Here is a 17,152-nt window from a genome sequence, read left to right as displayed (position 1 = left end):
AGCCCCACGCCCCGAAATATCAGAAGTTGTACTGCTTAGCCGTCTCGGCATCAGCCTCGATCGATGCATCGCCCAGGAATACGTTGTCGTACCCGTCCAGCTTCTTCAGGCTGTTGTAGCCCTTGATGCCGAGATCCGTTCCGGCTTCAATTTTTCCGCCGGTGGCCAGGATCCGGGCAATCTCAAGCTGCGCCTCGCCAGCGAGGGCGGGATCCCAGAAGAAGATCTTGTCGATTCCGCCAGTAGCGAGGTACTTGCTCGCCGCGGAGGGGATGGACGTTCCCATGACGCAGGTGTCCTTCGCCTTTCCCGCCTCTTCGACTGCACGAGCAATGCCCGGAACGTCGTTGCCGGCAGATCCCTCAAAGCCCTTGATGTTGGGGTGCTTGGCGAGAACTTCCTTGGCCTTTTGGTAGGCTGCAGCCTCGTTATCCGTGCTTTCGATCGGATCTTCGACTCGTTTCATGTCCGGGAAATTCGCCTTTTGGTAATCAGAGGCCGCACCCACCCACTCCATGTGGGTCTTGGCCGTCAGGCCGCCCACGAACTGGACGTATTCGCCCTTGCCACCCATACAGGCACCAAGACTCTTCATAATCTTTTCTCCGTAGACCTTGTTGTCGAAAGCTTCGATGTCGACGTCTACGTTCTTGATGCCGGTCGCCTCGTGTGCGACGGTGATGATGCCCTTGGCCTTGGCCTGTGCCAGGACGTTGGCTACCGCTTCGGGGGAGTTGGGTACGACGGTAATAGCCGTCGGCTTTTGAGCCACCAGATCCTGAATGATCTTGATTTGCTTCTCTGGGCTGACATCGTCACCGCCCTCCGTGCGGGTATCGATTCCGGTGCGCTTGCCATAGTTCTTCACGCCTTCGTCCATGCGGTCAAACCAAGCGATGCCCTTGAGCTTCACCACCGTAACCATGGTCATGTCCGAGGCCTTAGTGTCGCCCTTCGACCCGGGAGCAGCGCTAGAGGCAGCGCTATCGTTCACGGAGCCGCATCCCGTCAAGAGGATGGCCGAGAGGCCGGCTGCAAAAAACGCTGATGTGCGCAAAAGCTTCATCAATTCACTCCTTTGTGATCACGCATTACGGATGCCTGAATCCGTGCATCGGTTTCTCCGATCTGTGCATACGCTAAGTCATATACGCGCAACTGTCGAGAGATTTGCACAATTTTGAGACTCAATGTGCAGATATTGCGCGTATTCGTGCGTCGGTCTACCCTTAGCTCAGACTTAAGAAAGGGGCCCGATGTCGCGCCGCCAGGAGATCGTCGAGCTCATAGAGGAACAGGGCTTCCAAAGCGTCACCACGCTCGCCCAGATATACGGAGTGGACGGGTCCACCATTCGGCGCGACTTGGAGCGTCTCGCCGATGAGAAGAAGATCAGGCGTACGCACGGCGGGGCCGCACCCGTTGAGGCGCCCTCCCCCGCGAGGGTGTCGCCACTTGAATCAAAGGAAAAGGAAGCGATCGGAGCTGCCACTGCCGACCGCATTCTTGAAAATCAGACCGTTCTTCTCGACAGCGGAACCACCTGCTTGGAAGTCGCCCGGCACCTCAACCATTCCCGCCTGACCGTAGTTACCCACGACCTGTTGGTCGGGATCGAGATTTCGCGTAAACCCCGGATCAACTTGGTGTTTATTGGCGGAGAACTACTTCCTGGCAGCACATCGATGTGGGGTCCTGCCTCCCTTCAGCAACTTGAAAACATGAGGGTGAATGTTGCTGTCTTCGGGGCGGGGGCCGTGATGGACGACGGGATATACGCGAGCTCCAGCTACTCCATCGAGCTAAAACGCAAGATGCGCTCCGTGGCGGGCGAGGCCTTCTTCGTGGCTGACAGCTCAAAGTTCGGGCGGGAAGCGCTCTTCAAGGTCTTCGGATTCGAAGACTTCACGGCCGGAATAACAGATGAGGGCATCGACCCGATCAGGGCGGCCCATTGGCCAATACCCCTAATCAGGGCACCAAAACTGTCCAGCTCACGGAAACACCCCTAGCCCGCCGCCGCCCGACTCCCCCTACGTCGCCCAGTCCTCCTCGTTGAAAGGCCGGCCGCGGAAGTGTGCGCGGAGGTATTCGCCGACGACGGCGACGCCCAGGTCCCCGGTGTCCGGGGCCACCACGCGGCCATCCACCCGGCGGGCCATCCGGGCGACAAACCGTTCCAGGCCCGGGTCGTCGCCCAGCCGGAAGAACGTCGCCTGGACCCCGCCGCGGCCCAGCCGGTCCAGCTCTGCCACGGTCAGCCGAATGGTCTCGGCGTCTGGCGGCCAGTTGAACCAGGACTCGCCGTCGGCCTCCAGGTGGGCGGTGGGTTCGCCGTCGGTGACCACCAGCAGCACCGGCTGCATGGAGGAGTGCTTGCGGAAGAACCGGCCGGCCAGCAGCAGCCCGTGGTGCAGGTTGGTGCCCTGTTCGCGCACCGCCGGCAGGGCGGTGAGCTCGCCGATGTCCATGGTTTGGGCGTACCGGCCGAAGCTGATCAGCTGCAGCCGGTCGCCGCGGAACCGGGTGGAAACCAAGTGGTGCAGGGCAAGGGCGGTGCGCTTCATCGGCACCCAGCGGCCCTCAGCGGCCATCGAGAAGGAGACATCCACCAGCAGGGCGACGGCGGCCTGGGTGCGGGCCTCGGTCTCCGTGATCTCGATGTCGTCAACGGCCAGGCGCAGCCCGTGGCGCGGGTCCCCGCCGTCGCCGATCGTGCGGCGGATGGCGTTGGTGATGGTCCGGGTGACGTCCCACGGCTCGGCGTCGCCGAACTGCCAGGGACGGCTGGACCCGGTCTGCTCCCCGCCGCACCGGCCGCCCGGGTCTCCCGCCGGCCCTGCCGGCCGGAGAGTTGCTTCGCGGTGTCCCGCAGCAGGGAGCGGCCCAGCCGGCGCATCGCCTGCGGGGACAGGCTGAGGTCGCCGTCGGCACCGCGGCGCAGGAACCCGCCGTCGTGCATGGCCTTTTCGATCTCCGCCAGCGTCCGGGCGGACACCGCCGCGTCCTGCCCCAGTTGCCGGGCCAGCGCGTCCAGGTCCACGTCGTCCAGGCTGGACCCGTTGTAGGACTGGGACAGCTGGTCGGCCAGTTCGTCCAGCTCGGCGAGGTCCTGGAGCACCCCGGTCCCGTCGCCCAGCCCCAGCCCTTCCTCGCCCTCGAAGCTCTCGGACCCGGACCAGTCCTCGCCGGGGCGCAGCGCCTGCAGGTTGGCGTCGAGTTGGCCCAGCTGTGCCATTAACTCCGGGGAACCGAACGCCTGGGCGGAGAGCTGCATCAGTTCCGCGCGCTGCTCGGCGGTCATGGAGCGCATCATCCGCTGCCCTGCGGCGGCGCGCTGGGCGAGGGCGTCGATCAGTTCCTCGACGGACTGCGGGTTCTCCGGGAAGAAATCGCCGTGCCTGGCCATGAAGTCCTGGAAGTCCTGGTCCGTGTCCTCGCCGCGGCGGTGCTTGTCCAGGAGTTCGTTGAGGTCCCCGAGCATGGCGGCGACGGCGGCGCGGTCCTCGTCGGTGGCGCCCTCGAGCGCCTGCTTCATCCCGGCGAAGCGCTGTTCCAGGGCTTCCCGGCCCAGCAGGTCCTTGATCTGCTCGTAGGCCTCCCGCGCGGTGCTGGACTGCCAGTCGTAGGAGGAGAGCTCGTTGACGGCGGCGGCTGTGGAGGCGGGCAGGTTTTGCATCTGCATGTCCCGGAAGGCCCGGTCCGTGTCCTCCATCCGGACGTCGCGGGCCAGCTGTTTGCGTTCCTCCAGCACCGCGGTGTCCAGCAGTTTCCGGACCTCCTCAAGCGTCCCGTCCAGCTTGTGCCGGCCCAGCAGGTCCTTGCGCCGCTGCTGGATGCGGCCGGCGAGTTCGTCCAGGCCGTCCCGGTTCCTGCCGCCGCGGCGCAGGTACTCCTGCAGGGCACGCCGGGGCGAATACCCGGCCATGACGTCCTCGGCCACGGCGTCCAGGGCCTCGGTCAGGTCCACCGGGGGCGCAAGCGGGTCCGGCCCGCCGGCGTAGCGGCCGTACCGCGAGCGGTTGTGAGCGCTCATCGCGCCTCCCCTGTCAGGACGGAATTACCCGTAGATGGTGGCTTCGTCGTCGGAGTCCTTGGATATCCGGCGGGCGAGGTAGAGACCTTCGAGGGCCAGTTCGACGGCGGCGGCGCGCTGGCCGTCGTTGTCGGCGCCCAGCCGCTCCCCCACCTCGTCGTAGAGGCTTGAGCCGTTGAGTGAGGGCAGGCCGTCCAGGAACTCCTTGGCGGTGACCAGCTGGCCGGTGGTCACGGTCGAGGAGCCGTCGAGAGCGGACACCAGCGGGCCGAGGTCGATGCCGTGCAGGTGCGCCCGGACTGTCTCGGCGGTGGCCATCCGCAGCAGGTGGTCCAGGATGTCCTGTTCCCGGCCCTCCTCGCCGGATTCAAACTCGATCTTGCCGGCCAGGACGTCCACGGCCGCCTCAAGGTCGATGATCCGGGCGACGGCGTTGTCCTCCCCGCGGACGCTGGCGCGGCGCAGGGCGGCGGCGGCCACCGTTTCGGCACCGGCGATCGCGAACCGGGCGGACACACCGGAGGTCTGGTTGACCGCCGGCGACTGCCTCAGCGCGCGGGTGTAGCGGGCCAGGATCTCCAGGATGACCGGCGGGACGGCCGCCACCAAGTGGCCCTCCTGTTCAATGACGGCCACCTCGTCCTCGAGTTCGATCGGGTAGTGGGTGCGGATTTCGGCGCCGAAGCGGTCCCGCAGCGGGGTGATGATGCGGCCGCGGTTCGTGTAGTCCTCCGGGTTGGCGGAGGCCACCACCAACACGTCCAGCGGCAGCCGGAGCACGTAGCCGCGGATCTGGATGTCCCGTTCCTCCATGACGTTGAGCATGGACACCTGGATCCGTTCGGCCAGGTCGGGGAGCTCGTTGATGGCGATGATGCCGCGGTTCGAGCGCGGGATCAGGCCGTAGTGGATAGTTTCCGGGTCGCCCAGGCGGCGGCCCTCGGCCACCCGCATCGGGTCGACGTCGCCGATCAGGTCCGCCACGGAGGTGTCCGGCGTCGCGAGCTTCTCCACGTAGCGCTCCGAGCGGTGCCGCCACGCCACCCGCAGCCGGTCCCCCTCGGTGAGCGCCAGGGCGCGGGAGTGCTCGGTGATGGGTTCGTAGGGGTGTTCGTTCACCTCGGAGTCCTCGATCACCGGCGACCACTCGTCCAGCAGCCCGGCGAGGGTGCGCAGCAGGCGCGTCTTGCCCTGGCCGCGTTCGCCGAGGAGGACGACGTCGTGCCCGGCCAGCAGGGCGCGTTCGAGCTGCGGCAGGACCGTGCGGCTGAACCCGAACATGCCGGGCCAGGGGTCCCGGCCGGCGGCGAGCGCTGCCAGCAGGTTGTCTCGGATCTCGCGGCGCAGGTCCTTCTGGACGTGGCCGGAGGCGCGCAGTTCACCAACGGTGTAGATCTCGGGGCGTTCACTCACTCCTCCACCGTAGACCTGCACCCCGGGCGTAATCGAGGGATTTCCTGAGAAACCTCGGCGCTTCCCCCGGCCGGGAAGTTAGGGTTGGTAACGATGGCTACCGCAACCGCAGACAACGCCCCCACTCCCCGGCCCCGGCGCGTCCGGCGACGCTCCTGCTGCTGGTGCGGCACGGGCAGACGCCCACCACCGGCAGCGTCCTTCCCGGCCGGGCGCCGGGGCTGCACCTCTCGGACCGCGGCCGGGAACAGGCCGAACGCGTCGCGGACCGGCTCGCCGGGTTGCGGGTGGACGCCCTCTACTCCTCGCCGATGGAGCGCGCACGGGAAACGGCGGAGCCGACGGCGGCGCGCAGCGGACTGGCCGTCACCGCCGAGGAGGGGCTGCTGGAGTGCGACTTCGGCGGCTGGACCGGCGCGGCGATCTCGGACTTGGCTGCCCTGCCGGAGTGGCAGACAGTGCAGCACAGCCCATCCCAGTTCCGCTTTCCGGACGGCGAGAGCTTCCCGGAGATGCAGGCCCGGATCGTCGGGGCCATGGAGCGGGCACGGGATGCCCATGCCGGCGGCGTGGTGGTCTGCTTCTCGCACGCGGACCCCATCAAGGCCGCCGTCGCCCATGCCCTGGGCACCCCGCTGGACCTGTTCCAGCGCATCTACATCAGCCCGGGGTCCGTGTCCGCGATCTCCTACACGGACGGGCAGGACCCGGCGGTGCTGATGGTGAACTCGACGGCGGAGCCGCTGAGCGGGCTGAGGCCGGAATGACCGCAACTCCCGGGCGGGTGGAACCGTGGCCGGCCGCGAACTGACCCTGCTGACCGAGGGCAGCATCGAACTGGTGGGGGTAATCCCGCGCAGCAGCAACCAGACGTTCCTGGTGCAGGTGTCCCTCGGCGAGGAGGTGGACTTCGCCGTGTACAAGCCGGAGTCAGGCGAACGGCCGCTCTCCGACTTCGACCCCGGGCTCTACAAGCGCGAGCGTGCCGCCTATCTGCTGAGCGAGTGGCTGGGCTGGAGCTTCATCCCGCACACGGTGATCCGGGAGGACGCTCCCCTGGGTGTCGGCTCGCTGCAGTGGTTCATCGAGTGCGACTTCCAGCACCATTACTTCACCCTGTTCGAGGATGAGCCGGAGACGCATCCCGCACTGGCCCGGATGGCCCTGTTCGACTTCGTCGCCAACAACACGGACCGCAAGAGCGGCCACGTGCTCCGCGGCGACGATGGCCGGATCTGGGGCATCGACCATGGGCTCTGCTTCTCGGCCGTGTTCAAGCTCCGCACGGTGATCTGGGACTTCGCCGGCGAACCCATCCCGGAGGAGTTGCTGGCGAATATCGCCCCGCTGGCCGAGGCTGTCCCGGCCGAGCTGGCGGAGCTGCTCGACGACGACGAGGTCACCGCTCTGCAGCGCCGCGTCCAGCGGATGATGCTCGCCGGGTCCCTCCCGGTGGACCGCACCGGCATGCGGTACCCCTGGCCGCTGGTCTAGGCTGCGTCGCTGTGCCCGGCAGTGAATTGCCCGGGAGTTAGCCGTTTCACGGCGTGTACGCCATCGCCGACGGCGGCCGCCGGATAGTCTGCCGTTCCTGCCCGCTACCGTGAGTTCACGAACTGGAAGCCGGGGACACCCCGCTTGGCAGGCATGAATCAAGGAGAACAGCGATGGGCACCCTCATCAGGACACCCCACCCGCGTCCGGTCCGCGCGCGGCGGGAACCCGGCCGGATCCGCACCTGGATCGGGGACGACCCCGCGGACCGGCAGCGGCCCATCATCCTGGCCGTGGTGCTGACGCTCGCCGCCATCGGGCTGGTGGAGGTGGCCTCCGCCTCCTCAGTGGAATCCGTCGCAGCCGGCGCCAACCCCTACGATCTTCCGCTGAAACAGGGCATGTGGACCGTAGCCGGGATCGTGCTCATGCTGTTCCTGGCCGGGCTGCGGGAGCACCACATCCGGAAGCTTGCCTGGCCCATGCTGATCACCGCCGTCCTCTCCCTCGTTCTGGTGTTCACCCCACTGGGCATGACGGTCAACGGCAACCGCAACTGGCTCAGCGTGGGCGGGTTCACCGCGCAGCCGTCCGAGTTCGCCAAGCTCGCCCTGATCGTCTGGGCCGCCGACATCCTGACCCGCAAGCAAAAGCTCCTCGGCCAGTGGAAACACGCCGTCGTCCCCCTGCTGCCCGTGGGAGGCATCATCATGGGACTCGTCGCCCTGGGCCATGACCTCGGCACCACCATGGTCGTCATGCTCATCCTCGCCGCCACCCTGTACTACGGGGCCGTCCCGATGAAGGTCATCTGGGTGGCGGGGTCTGTTTCGGCCTTCGCTGCGCTGATCCTCGCCGCCACCAGCGGCAACCGCATGGGCCGAATCTCGTCCTGGCTCGGGGGCGGCTCCGCCGATGACTCCCAGGGGCTCGGGTATCAGGCGCTGAACGGCCAGTACGCGCTGGCCTCCGGTGGCTGGTTCGGCACCGGGCTGGGCCAGAGCCGGCAGAAGTGGAACTGGATCCCGGAGGCGCACAACGACTTCATCTTCACCATCTTGGGTGAGGAACTCGGGTTCGCCGGCACCCTGCTGGTGCTGGCACTCTTCGCCGTCCTCGCCGTCGCGATCTTCAAGACCATCGCCCGGACCGAGGGAACCTTCGCCCGGGCGCTCTCCTGCAGCGTCGTCACCTGGATCATCGGACAGGCCGTCATCAACATCGCCATGGTCAGCGGGCTACTCCCGGTGATCGGCGTGCCCCTGCCGTTCATCTCCTACGGCGGCTCCGCGATGGTGTCCTCCCTCGCCGGTATCGGCATGATCCTCGCCGTCACCAGGTCTCCCCAGAAGGGCCGGGAGCCGTCCGCGCTACCCTAGTCCCACCACACAGGATTAACCGAGGAGGAAACCCATGCCGTACGTCGTCGACTTCAAGGACGTGTCCACCGTCGGGCTCGAATCCTCCCCCGTGGCGGAGGCGCTGGCCGGGCTGCGCGCCAACGAGGCCCGCTACTACCACACCAAGTACAGCCACGCCTTCACGGTCAGCCCCGCCGCGGAGGCCCAGGACACCGTGGACCGGGTGGCCCGGATCCTCAAGGAGGAGCGGGACCTGGTGATCGGGTCCCGGCCGCTGGAGGCCACCAGCTTCGAGGTGGACGGGCTGCGCATGGACTACGTCTTCTACGAATCGGGCCTGTCCATCAACGTCATGTACAGCATCGAGGAGGGCGGCAAGCGGGCCGTCGGGTTTTAAGCTCTCGGACGGCATGGAGGTCCCGGAGGAACTAGCGGACAAGTTCAAGTTCGCCCGGCAGAAGTCCAAGCTGGCCGGCACCATCCGCGGCTCGTACTTCGTCATCAAGGGCGAGTACTAGAGGGGGCGCTGGCGACGCCGCGGGGTTCAGTCCCCGAGCTTCCCGGCGAGTTACTCGACCGAATCCACGACGACGTCGTAGTCGCCGTCGGACGCCTGGTCCGCGCGCCCGCCTGGCCCGTATTCATCGGGCCGGGAGACGAAGGCCGTCCCCAGGCCCAACGCCGCGGCGGCATCCAGGTCATACCGGTGCGAGGCCACCGCGGTTGTTAGGATCGAATCAATGAACCAAAAAAATCCAAATGGTCCAGCAAGAGACTCTTACTGGGTTCTTCTCAGCATTTTTTTCGCAGCCGGAGTCGCTATCATCGGCCTTGCTGAGGGGTTCATTCTCCTCGGGGCGTCACTGGCGCTCCTGACGGCCATTGTCATCTTGACGTCCGTGCACGGACAGTTCAGGAAAGATGTCGTAGGCAGCCTTTCGACTGCGTCACCGGGCGTGGGCATCGGGGCGGCTACCGTCGTTGCCTGTGCCGTCCTGCTGCGTGGTTCGGCTTCCGCGCTGTGGGCTGTTCCCTTGCTGTCCGTTGGCGCCTCGATCGTGCTTTATTTTTGGCTGCGCCGCAATGGCCGGTACAACAAATCCGCCGCAGCATAGCTGACTGCCAGTTCATGGGAGGCATCTGACCGTTGACCGGGCGGCCGCCAGCCGCTCGGTCAATGATCAGACCGCCGCGGAGCACCATCCGCGGCTCGTACTTCGTCATCAAGGGCGAGTGCTAGGAGGGCTAGCTACGGCTCCGGCGTTGAGCGCCTCGGCGAGCTCCTCGATCGATTCCACGACGACGTCGTAGTCGCCGGCCGATGCCTGGTCCGGGTTGCCGCCCGGCCCGTATTCATCGGGCCGGTAGACGAACGCTGTCCCCAGACCCAATTCCGCGGCGGCATCCAGGTCATACCGGTGCGAAGCCACCATGAGGATCCCTGCCGGGTCCACTCCCAACAGGGCCGCCGCGCCCAGATAGGTCGACTCATGAGGCTTGAACGCGCGGAACTGCTGCGCGGAAAAGACCGCATCCCAGACGAAGCCGCACGTTCGTGAGGTCGAGATGACGGCGGAGAGGTCGGCGTTGGACAGGGCCGCCACGAGGTGCGACTGCCGTAGCTTCCGCAGTCCCGCGGCCGCGTCCGGCCAGGGCCGCAACTGCTCCCACCCGGCCGTGAGGAGAGCGATGTCGTTGGCCGTCACCACATGCTCCAGCCCGCGCCGTCGAACGATGTCCGCCAGCCCGTCGGTGTAGATGGAACGGACCGATCGCCACTGCCGCGCCCCGGACAACTCCGCCACCGCGGTCCGGTAGGCCGTCCGCCACTCATCCACCATCGACGGCCACTCCAGCGCCGCGGCCCTGTCGCCCAGGACGGTCCGGCCGTGGTCCAGCAGGGTGGTCCGAAAATCGGTGAGGGTGCCCTGGACATCAAACAGGAGCGCTTTGTAGGGCTCGCGGGGCATCATTGCTCCTTCGCAGACGGGACGGCGTTCGCCGGGGCTCGGATGTGCCGAGCCTAGCGGATTGCAAAAGGGCATAAAGAAGCCGCAGCGGGGCGGCGCACGTTGCGAATAGGCGATGGTCCCGGTGACCATCATTCGCCGCCCCACTGCGGTTCGTTGCCCGGGCCGGTAAAGGCCCGGGCAGCTTGCGGGTTACTTGCTGTAGCCGAAGACCTTGTTCCACTTGGCCAGGTCGTCCTTGCCGAAGCTGATCGCGTCGGTGTTGGCCATGCGGTAGACCTTGCCGGAGTCGGCGGCCGGCAGCTTGATGCCCATGATGGTGGGCGGCTCAACGTCGGTGCGGGCCGGGTATTCGCCCAGCTGTGCGAAAACCTTCTGGCCCTGCTTGGACAGGTTGTAGTTCATGAACACCTTGGCCGCCTCAACGTTCGTGGCGGACCCGGCCATGCCCAGGTAGTAGTCGTACGCCACCAGGCCCTCGTCCGGGACGATGAACTTCACGGGAGCCTTGTCCTGCACGGCGGAGATATTGGTACCGCTGATGGTCACGGTTCCCACCGCCACCTCGCCGCGGGCCAGCGCGGTGGCCTCGGCGCCCAGGGAGTCGTAGATGGTGGGCTTCTGCGCGGCGTACTTGGCGAAGTAGTCGCCGCCCAGCTTCGATTCCATGAAGCGGTTCAGGGAGGCGGTACTGCCGCCGGAGCCGCCCTGGACGATCCCCAGCTTGCCCTGCCACTTGCCGCTGACGGCGTCGTTCCAGGACTTCGGGGCGTCCGCATCCTTGACCAGCTGGGTGTTGTAGCCCAGCGTGTAGACGGAGTTGAACATGCGGGTGAACTGCCCGCCGTCGACCGAGACGTCCTTGAACTGCGAGGCGCCCGGCACGTCGTAGGCCTTCCAGACCTTGGCGTCCTCCAGGGTCTTGGCGATCCGGTAGTCGGAGGTGCGGATGACGTCGGCGCCCAGCTTGCCGGCACCCTGTTCGGACTGGACGCGCTCGGCCAGCTTGTTCGGGGTCAGGCGGACCACGTTGACCTTAATACCGGTGTCCTTGGTGAAGGCGGCCACCAGGGCGCTCTCGGAGGATTCGGTGTAGCCGGAGTACAGGCTCAGGGTCTGGGTCTTGGCCTTGTCATAGGTGGCCTTGTCCGCGATGTTCTCGCCGTTGATCACCAGCCCGTCGTCGGTCTTGACCTCTGCCGTGGCGGTGACCACGCTGTTGCTCGCGGCGGCGCCGCCGCAGGCAGCCATGCTCAGGGAGAGGACGACGCCGAGGCCGAGCAGGGGGATTTTGGACGCTAACTTCATTGTTTAGACCCTTTCAAATGGTGTGGTGTGGGAAGCGTTACTTGGTCTCGAGCTTGCGGTCGGCGCCCACCTTCTGGGCGATCACCGCCAGCACCGCGATCACGACGATGTACAGGACGCTGACGGCCGCGGCCGACTGGCTCTGGCCGTTGTCGAAGTTGTCGAAGACCAGGATCGAGAGGATCCGGGTGTTCGAGGTGAAGAGGAAAATCGAGGCGCTCAGTTCACGCATCGAGAGCATCAGGAACAGCAGGAAGGAGGACGTGATGCCCACCCGCATCAGCGGCAGGGTCACGTTCACGATTGCCTTGGAGCGGCGGGCGCCGAGCATGACGGCGCTGTCCTCCAGGTCCTGGTCCATCTGCAGCATCGACGCCGAGATGCCCCGGTAGCCCTGCGGCAGGAACACGGCCACGCAGGCGATCGCCAGGATCAGCAGGGTGCCGTAGACCGGGACCGGCAGCAGCAGCCAGGTCCAGAGCAGGCCGATGCCCATGACGATCGCGGGGACCGCCAGCGGCGTCATGGCGATCAGTTCGATCAGCTGGCCGCCGCGGGTCTTGGTCCGGTAGCGGACATAGGAGGCGATGAAGCTCAGCGTGGTGCCGGCGATCGCGGCCAGCAGCGCCACCATCACGCTGTTGCGCAGCGCCAGCTGGAAGTCGTGCGAGGCCAGCACGTCGGCCAGCTTGGCGAAGCTCATGGCCCCGGTCTCGAAGAGCTGGGCGATGGAGGCGACGAACGGGGTGGCCTGCATGGAGGCGGCCAGCAGCGCGAGCATCGGCAGGACGACGGCGACGGCGAAGTACGCCAGGGCCAGGATGGTGAACGGCCAGCGCAGCTTCCGCAGCGGCACCTGGCGGGGACGGTTGCCCTTGCCGGTGACGGTGGTGAACTTGCGCTTGTTGATGATGCGCTGCTGGATCACGGTGATGACCAGCAGGGCCGCGGTGAGGACGATCGCGATGCTGGCGGCCTGGTTGCTCTTGGCCGGCGTCGCGCTCATCAGCCGGTAGATGTAGGTGGGAAGCGTGTCGATGCCGGCGGGGTTGCCGATCACCTGCGCCACCGGGAAGTTCTCCATGGTCAGGGCGAAGACCAGGATGGCCGAACCCAGCACGGCCGGCAGGGCCAGCGGCAGGGTGACGGTGCGGAGCATGGTCTTGAGGGTGGCGCCGTGGACGGTGGCGGCCTCCTCAAGGTCGGCGTTCATCATCGACAGCGAGCTGTGCATCAGCAGGAACGCGTACGGGGCGTAGAAGATGCCGAGGACGAAGATCAGGCCGGGCAGGCTGTAGATGTTGATGACGAAGTCGATGCCGAGGTCGCGGAGCAGGATGTTCAGGTAGCCGGCGCTCGGGGACGACAGCAGGGACCAGGCCAGCGCACCCACCAGGGCGGGGATGAACATGGGGGCCATGCCGATGAAGAAGATAAACTTGCGCATCGGCGCGTCGGTGCGGGCGCAGACGAAGGCCAGGAACGCACCGATCACCAGGGCGACGACGGCGGATCCGGCACCCACCATGAGCGAGTTGCCCAGCGCGCCGAGGGCCTCCGGGCTGGCCAGGAGCATCAGGTTGTCCAGGGTGAGGCCGCCCAGGGAGATGTTGCCGGGCCGGGGCACGGCGTCGGAGAACGCGGCGAGCAGCACCAGAGCCAGCGGCAGGAGCACCAGCACGGCCAGGATCGCGATGATGATCATGGCGGGGGTGCTCTTGCGCAGGTTCCCGAGGGCCTTAGTGCCGCGGGAGGACGCGGGAACGGGGGAAGCCGCGACGGCGGGATCCGCCAGCGGGGTCTTGAGGCTCATACCAGCACCTCCGCCGGGAGGATCTGGACCTGGGCGGGATCGATGCTGACCCAGACGGAGTCGCCCACCTCGTGCTGTTCGCCGCGCTTGATGGTGCCGAGCGCGTCCAGTTCCAGGCCGCCGTCGAGCTCCACGGCGTAGCGGACGTCGTTGCCCTGGAAGCCGGCGACGCGGACCTTGCCTTTCCAGGCGTTGGCGGCCGCGGTGGGCTGGGCGGAGAGCTGCAGGTCCTCGGCGCGCATGCAGACCTTCATCTGCTGCGGGGCCGTGGCGGCGCGCTGCGCGGAGTGGATGGTGAGTCCGTGGTCGGTCACCTTGGCGGTGGCCGAGCCGTCCGGGGCGGCCACCGACTCGCAGTCCATGACGTTGGAGACGCCGAGGAAGTGCGCGATCGAGGCGCTGGCGGGGGTCTCGTACATCTCGCGGGGACCGCCGATCTGGACGATCTTGCCGCCCTGCAGCAGGGCGATCCGGTCCGCCAGGGCGAAGGCCTCGTGCTGGTCGTGGGTGACGTAGACGCAGGTCAGGCCCAGGCGGAGCTGGATTTCGCGGAGTTCCACGCGGAGCCGGTCACGGAGCCGGGCGTCCAGGTTGGAGAGCGGCTCGTCGAGCATCAGGACGCTGGGGCGCATCACCAGGCTGCGGGCCAGGGCCACGCGCTGCATCTGCCCGCCGCTGAGGAGGCTGGCGCCGCGGTCGGCGAACTTTTCCAGGCCCACCAGGGTCAGGACCTCCATGACCCGGTCCCGGGTTTCGGACTTGGAGAGCTTCTGCAGCTTCAGGGAGTACGCCACGTTCTGGAAGACGGTCATGTGCGGCCAGACGGCGTAGGACTGGAAGACCATGCCCACGTTGCGCTTGTTCGGCGGCAGGTTGATGCCCTTTTCGGAGTCGAACACCACGACGTCGTCGATGATGATCCGGCCGGAGCTGGGTTCCTCCAGCCCGGCGAGGCAGCGCATGGTGCTGGTCTTGCCGCAGCCGGACTGGCCCAGCAGGACCAGGGCCTCGCCGTCGCCGATCTCGAGGTTGAGGTTTTCGATGGCGACGAAGTCACCGTATTTGAGCTGCAGATTCTGGATGCTGATTTTCATGACACGTCCTTGTGAATGGTGGTTTGCCTGCCGCCCGGTCAGTCGCCGGGGACGAGCACGGTTCCTTCGCTGATGACCCGGGCCGACCGCTGGAAGGCGACCTTGCTGGGAACCGGCGCGTCCAGGGCGGTCCTGGTGGCGCCGTTGAGGAGGTGGATCGCCAGGGTGTCCCCTCCGTCGTTGTCTGTGTTGTCGGCTTCGCCCGAGTTGCCGGAGGTGCCGACGGCGGCGTTGGCGACGATCGAGCCGGCGCGGCCGGAGGCTGCGGCGATGGCGACGGCGCTGGTGAGTCCGATCGCCGGGTGCAGGGCGCCCATCGAGATCATCCGCGCAGAGACGCCCGTCTCCCCCACCGGCGGCGGGCCCACGATGCCCACCTTCGGGATGGACGTCAGGTGGCTGGGGATGCCCATGACCTTGGCGGCGGCGGCCCGCAGCTCCGGCGCCAGGGCCACCAGTTCCTCCAGCTCCTCCGCGTCCTCCCGTCCGGTGAAGCCGAAGTCCCGCGGATCGAAGATCGCCGCCGGGGCGCCGGCATCGATCAGCGTGGCGTGGAAGGTTCGGCCCTGGACGGTGACCTCGTCGACGGCGTGGCCGGTGGGCATTTCCGTCTCGAAGCTGGTCCAGCTGCTGCTCTCGAAGATGATGTCAACGGGGACGCCCGGGTAGTACTGGCCCGGGATCTGCCGCGAGCCGTAGGTGGGGACCTCGCCGCCGGGGGTGGGGACCTCGCAGACCAGGCTCAGCCCGGTGACCGTGTTGACGATCGTGACCCGGGAGACGCCGTCGGCCGGGGGAACGAGCCGGGCGTGCAGCGCGTACAGGCCAAGGCCGGTGGCGCAGTTGCCGCAGTTGCTGTCCCACTCCACGGAGGGCTTGTCGATGGCCACCTGCGCGAAGCGGTAGTTCACCACGCCGTCTGCCGAGCCGAGGTCGTCCACGATGATCGCCTTGCTGGTGGTGGAGGACGCGCCGCCGACGCCGTCGATCTGGCGGAGGTCCGGGGAGCCGAAGGTGCGGATCAGCAGGCGTTCGATGTCCGCGGTGTCCGCTGGCAGGTCGCTCTGGCGGAAGATCCAGCACTTGCTGGTCCCGCCGCGAACCAGGGCGGCCGGGACCTGAATGACTGACGTTCGTGGGGAGTCCGATTCCCCCAGTTGGACCGTGCCGGTGGGGCTGGTCATGGTGTCTCCTCAATGGTGCCTGCGTACCGTCGTTGGTACCGGTCGATCTTTGAAGCACTTTCGGTACAGTTTTAAGAAACTGTCCTCGCTTTTGGTCGAATGTATACCGTTTGCAAGAAGCGAGCAACAAAAATGTGTGTTGGCACACACCCGTTACCGAAATGTGACGGGCGTCTCCCTCCCGGCACAGACCGGTGTTCACGAAAAACACCATCTGTATACCGTGTGTTAAAATGGCCTTCGACTGTATGGTGAGTTGCATCAGGCCCGCCTGATGTTCACACCGTTGCTGCCACGAGGAAGAGACCAGCGATGAGCAATCCGGCCCTGATGAGCCCGTACCTGATGATCCGCAACGCGATCATTGCCCAGGAGCTCCCGCCCAAGGCCCAGCTGGTGGAGACCGCCCTGGCCAAGAAGTACAACGTCTCCCGCACCCCGATCCGCGAGGCCCTGCGCCGGCTGGAAACCGAGGGCCTGGTGGAGCGGATCGGCTCGCGCATGCAGGTCCGGGAGTACCGGCCCGAGGAGATGCTGGACCTGTACGAGGTGCGCTCCTTCCTGGAGGAGGCCGCGGCGAAGACGGCCGCCCTGCGCCATACGGACATGGACCTCATGCTGATCGAGCGCGCCCACCAGAGCATGGTGGACCTGAAGTTCGAGGAGGCCACCGCGGCGCAGTTGGCCGCCGTGAACCGCACTTTCCACGAGCGCATCTGGGCTGCGAGCCACAGTGCGGCATTGCTGGATTTGCTGGACCGCATCCTTGTCCACTTCATCCGCTACCCCGGCACCACGCTGTCCACGCCGGCCCGCTGGAGCCAGGTGCTGAAGGAACACGAGGAACTCGTCGCCGCCATCCGGGACCGGGACGCGGAACGCGCCGGCAAGATCGCCAGCGCGCACCTGGAAGTGGCCAAGAACATCCGCATCGAGATGTACATCGACGCCCAGGAGATCCCTGCGCCGTAAGACCCCCGCACGTCACCCGGTGCCCGACGGGCATCCGGGAGCACAGCCATGAGGAACTAACGAAGGAGATCGACCAGTGTCAGGCATCGTCATCGTCGGCGTCGACGGATCAGAAACAGCCATGAAGGCAGCTCGCACCGCCGCGGACCTGGCCCAGGCCATGGGCGCCACCCTCAACGTGGTCACAGCGTACGCCAGCGACAAGACCGAAGTGGTGGAGATCGCGGGCGAGGACTGGACAGTCTCCGACTCGGAGCAGGCCCACAAGGTGGCCCAGCGCGTGGCCGCCCTGCTCGGCGCCTCCGGCGTCAGCACCACCTACACCGCAGCCCGCGGCAAGCCGCACGAGGTGCTCATCAGCGAGGCCGAGCGCCTCGAGGCGAAGGTGATCGTGGTGGGCAACCGGCGCATGCAGGGCCTGGGCCGCGTCCTGGGCAGCGTGGCGAACACGGTGGCGCACAACGCCCCGTGCGACGTCTACATCGCGAAGACCAACTAGAGCCAAAC

Annotated in this window: 15 protein-coding genes and 2 pseudogenes; 8 read left to right on the top strand and 9 right to left on the bottom strand. The window is 66.8% G+C overall.

The genetic code is table 11. The features are described 5' to 3' along the window. Positions 1 to 19: 19 nt before the first annotated feature. Positions 20 to 1,066 (bottom strand): substrate-binding domain-containing protein, encoded by a 1,047-nt coding sequence (locus ACRQ5B_RS07845; RefSeq protein WP_432398559.1) that lies wholly within the window; start codon positions 1,064 to 1,066, stop codon positions 20 to 22. A 190-nt stretch (positions 1,067 to 1,256) separates the two neighbouring features. Between ACRQ5B_RS07845 and ACRQ5B_RS07840 the strand changes: the two genes are divergently transcribed. Further along, positions 1,257 to 2,012 carry a DeoR/GlpR family DNA-binding transcription regulator gene (locus ACRQ5B_RS07840; RefSeq protein ID WP_432398557.1) on the top strand — a complete coding sequence of 252 codons (756 nt, stop codon included), beginning with the start codon at positions 1,257 to 1,259 and terminating at the stop codon, positions 2,010 to 2,012. Between the two features lie 21 nt (positions 2,013 to 2,033). Here ACRQ5B_RS07840 and ACRQ5B_RS07835 read toward each other — a convergent pair. Beyond that, a pseudogene (locus tag ACRQ5B_RS07835) lies at positions 2,034 to 4,036 on the bottom strand (vWA domain-containing protein). A gap of 24 nt (positions 4,037 to 4,060) precedes the next feature. Beyond that, positions 4,061 to 5,449, bottom strand: coding sequence for a sigma 54-interacting transcriptional regulator (locus ACRQ5B_RS07830; RefSeq protein WP_432398555.1), 1,389 nt, complete (start codon positions 5,447 to 5,449; stop codon positions 4,061 to 4,063). A gap of 164 nt (positions 5,450 to 5,613) precedes the next feature. On the opposite strand from ACRQ5B_RS07830, the gene ACRQ5B_RS07825 reads away from it, so the two are divergent. From ACRQ5B_RS07825 to ACRQ5B_RS07810, 4 genes and pseudogenes are all read left to right on the top strand, one after another. Continuing rightward, positions 5,614 to 6,216 (top strand): MSMEG_4193 family putative phosphomutase, encoded by a 603-nt coding sequence (locus tag ACRQ5B_RS07825; RefSeq protein ID WP_432398553.1) that lies wholly within the window; start codon positions 5,614 to 5,616, stop codon positions 6,214 to 6,216. Between the two features lie 25 nt (positions 6,217 to 6,241). Beyond that, positions 6,242 to 6,943: an SCO1664 family protein gene (locus ACRQ5B_RS07820; protein ID WP_432398552.1), complete on the top strand. Its 702-nt coding sequence runs from the start codon at positions 6,242 to 6,244 to the stop codon at positions 6,941 to 6,943. A 173-nt stretch (positions 6,944 to 7,116) separates the two neighbouring features. Continuing rightward, positions 7,117 to 8,322, top strand: a complete 1,206-nt coding sequence (ftsW, locus tag ACRQ5B_RS07815; protein ID WP_432398550.1) for a putative lipid II flippase FtsW — start codon at positions 7,117 to 7,119, stop codon at positions 8,320 to 8,322. A gap of 34 nt (positions 8,323 to 8,356) precedes the next feature. After that, positions 8,357 to 8,822: pseudogene (locus ACRQ5B_RS07810) on the top strand (phage tail protein). Positions 8,823 to 8,872: 50 nt separating this feature from the next. On the opposite strand, the gene ACRQ5B_RS07805 reads toward ACRQ5B_RS07810, so the two are convergent. Then, complete coding sequence (locus ACRQ5B_RS07805) at positions 8,873 to 9,022, bottom strand: hypothetical protein (protein ID WP_432398549.1); 150 nt, start codon at positions 9,020 to 9,022, stop codon at positions 8,873 to 8,875. A 22-nt stretch (positions 9,023 to 9,044) separates the two neighbouring features. Between ACRQ5B_RS07805 and ACRQ5B_RS07800 the strand changes: the two genes are divergently transcribed. Beyond that, positions 9,045 to 9,419 (top strand): hypothetical protein, encoded by a 375-nt coding sequence (locus ACRQ5B_RS07800; RefSeq protein WP_432398547.1) that lies wholly within the window; start codon positions 9,045 to 9,047, stop codon positions 9,417 to 9,419. A gap of 108 nt (positions 9,420 to 9,527) precedes the next feature. Here the strand turns inward: ACRQ5B_RS07800 and ACRQ5B_RS07795 are convergent, their stop codons facing one another. The 5 genes from ACRQ5B_RS07795 to ACRQ5B_RS07775 all read right to left on the bottom strand — a co-directional run bounded on the left by ACRQ5B_RS07795 (position 9,528) and on the right by ACRQ5B_RS07775 (position 15,673). Next, positions 9,528 to 10,274, bottom strand: coding sequence for a haloacid dehalogenase type II (locus ACRQ5B_RS07795; RefSeq protein WP_432398545.1), 747 nt, complete (start codon positions 10,272 to 10,274; stop codon positions 9,528 to 9,530). A 192-nt stretch (positions 10,275 to 10,466) separates the two neighbouring features. Beyond that, a complete protein-coding gene (locus ACRQ5B_RS07790; protein ID WP_432398543.1) occupies positions 10,467 to 11,582 on the bottom strand; it encodes an ABC transporter substrate-binding protein in 1,116 nt (371 codons plus the stop codon). Between the two features lie 37 nt (positions 11,583 to 11,619). Further along, a complete protein-coding gene (locus ACRQ5B_RS07785) occupies positions 11,620 to 13,395 on the bottom strand; it encodes an ABC transporter permease (protein ID WP_432398541.1) in 1,776 nt (591 codons plus the stop codon). Further along, a complete protein-coding gene (locus tag ACRQ5B_RS07780) occupies positions 13,392 to 14,489 on the bottom strand; it encodes an ABC transporter ATP-binding protein (RefSeq protein WP_432398539.1) in 1,098 nt (365 codons plus the stop codon). The genes ACRQ5B_RS07785 and ACRQ5B_RS07780 overlap by 4 nt, the downstream gene beginning before the upstream one ends. 38 nt (positions 14,490 to 14,527) lie before the next feature. Continuing rightward, positions 14,528 to 15,673, bottom strand: coding sequence for a PrpF domain-containing protein (locus tag ACRQ5B_RS07775; protein ID WP_432398537.1), 1,146 nt, complete (start codon positions 15,671 to 15,673; stop codon positions 14,528 to 14,530). A 312-nt stretch (positions 15,674 to 15,985) separates the two neighbouring features. Between ACRQ5B_RS07775 and ACRQ5B_RS07770 the strand changes: the two genes are divergently transcribed. Further along, positions 15,986 to 16,645: a GntR family transcriptional regulator gene (locus ACRQ5B_RS07770; protein WP_400160181.1), complete on the top strand. Its 660-nt coding sequence runs from the start codon at positions 15,986 to 15,988 to the stop codon at positions 16,643 to 16,645. Between the two features lie 76 nt (positions 16,646 to 16,721). Further along, positions 16,722 to 17,144 (top strand): universal stress protein, encoded by a 423-nt coding sequence (locus ACRQ5B_RS07765; protein WP_290256301.1) that lies wholly within the window; start codon positions 16,722 to 16,724, stop codon positions 17,142 to 17,144. Positions 17,145 to 17,152 lie beyond the last annotated feature (8 nt).

Origin of the sequence: Pseudarthrobacter sp. L19 (assembly GCF_050859435.1) — a bacterium.
GTDB lineage: Bacteria > Actinomycetota > Actinomycetes > Actinomycetales > Micrococcaceae > Arthrobacter.
The sequence above is the reverse complement of the archived record's forward strand: the minus strand, read 5'-3'. Positions and strand labels throughout refer to the sequence as shown.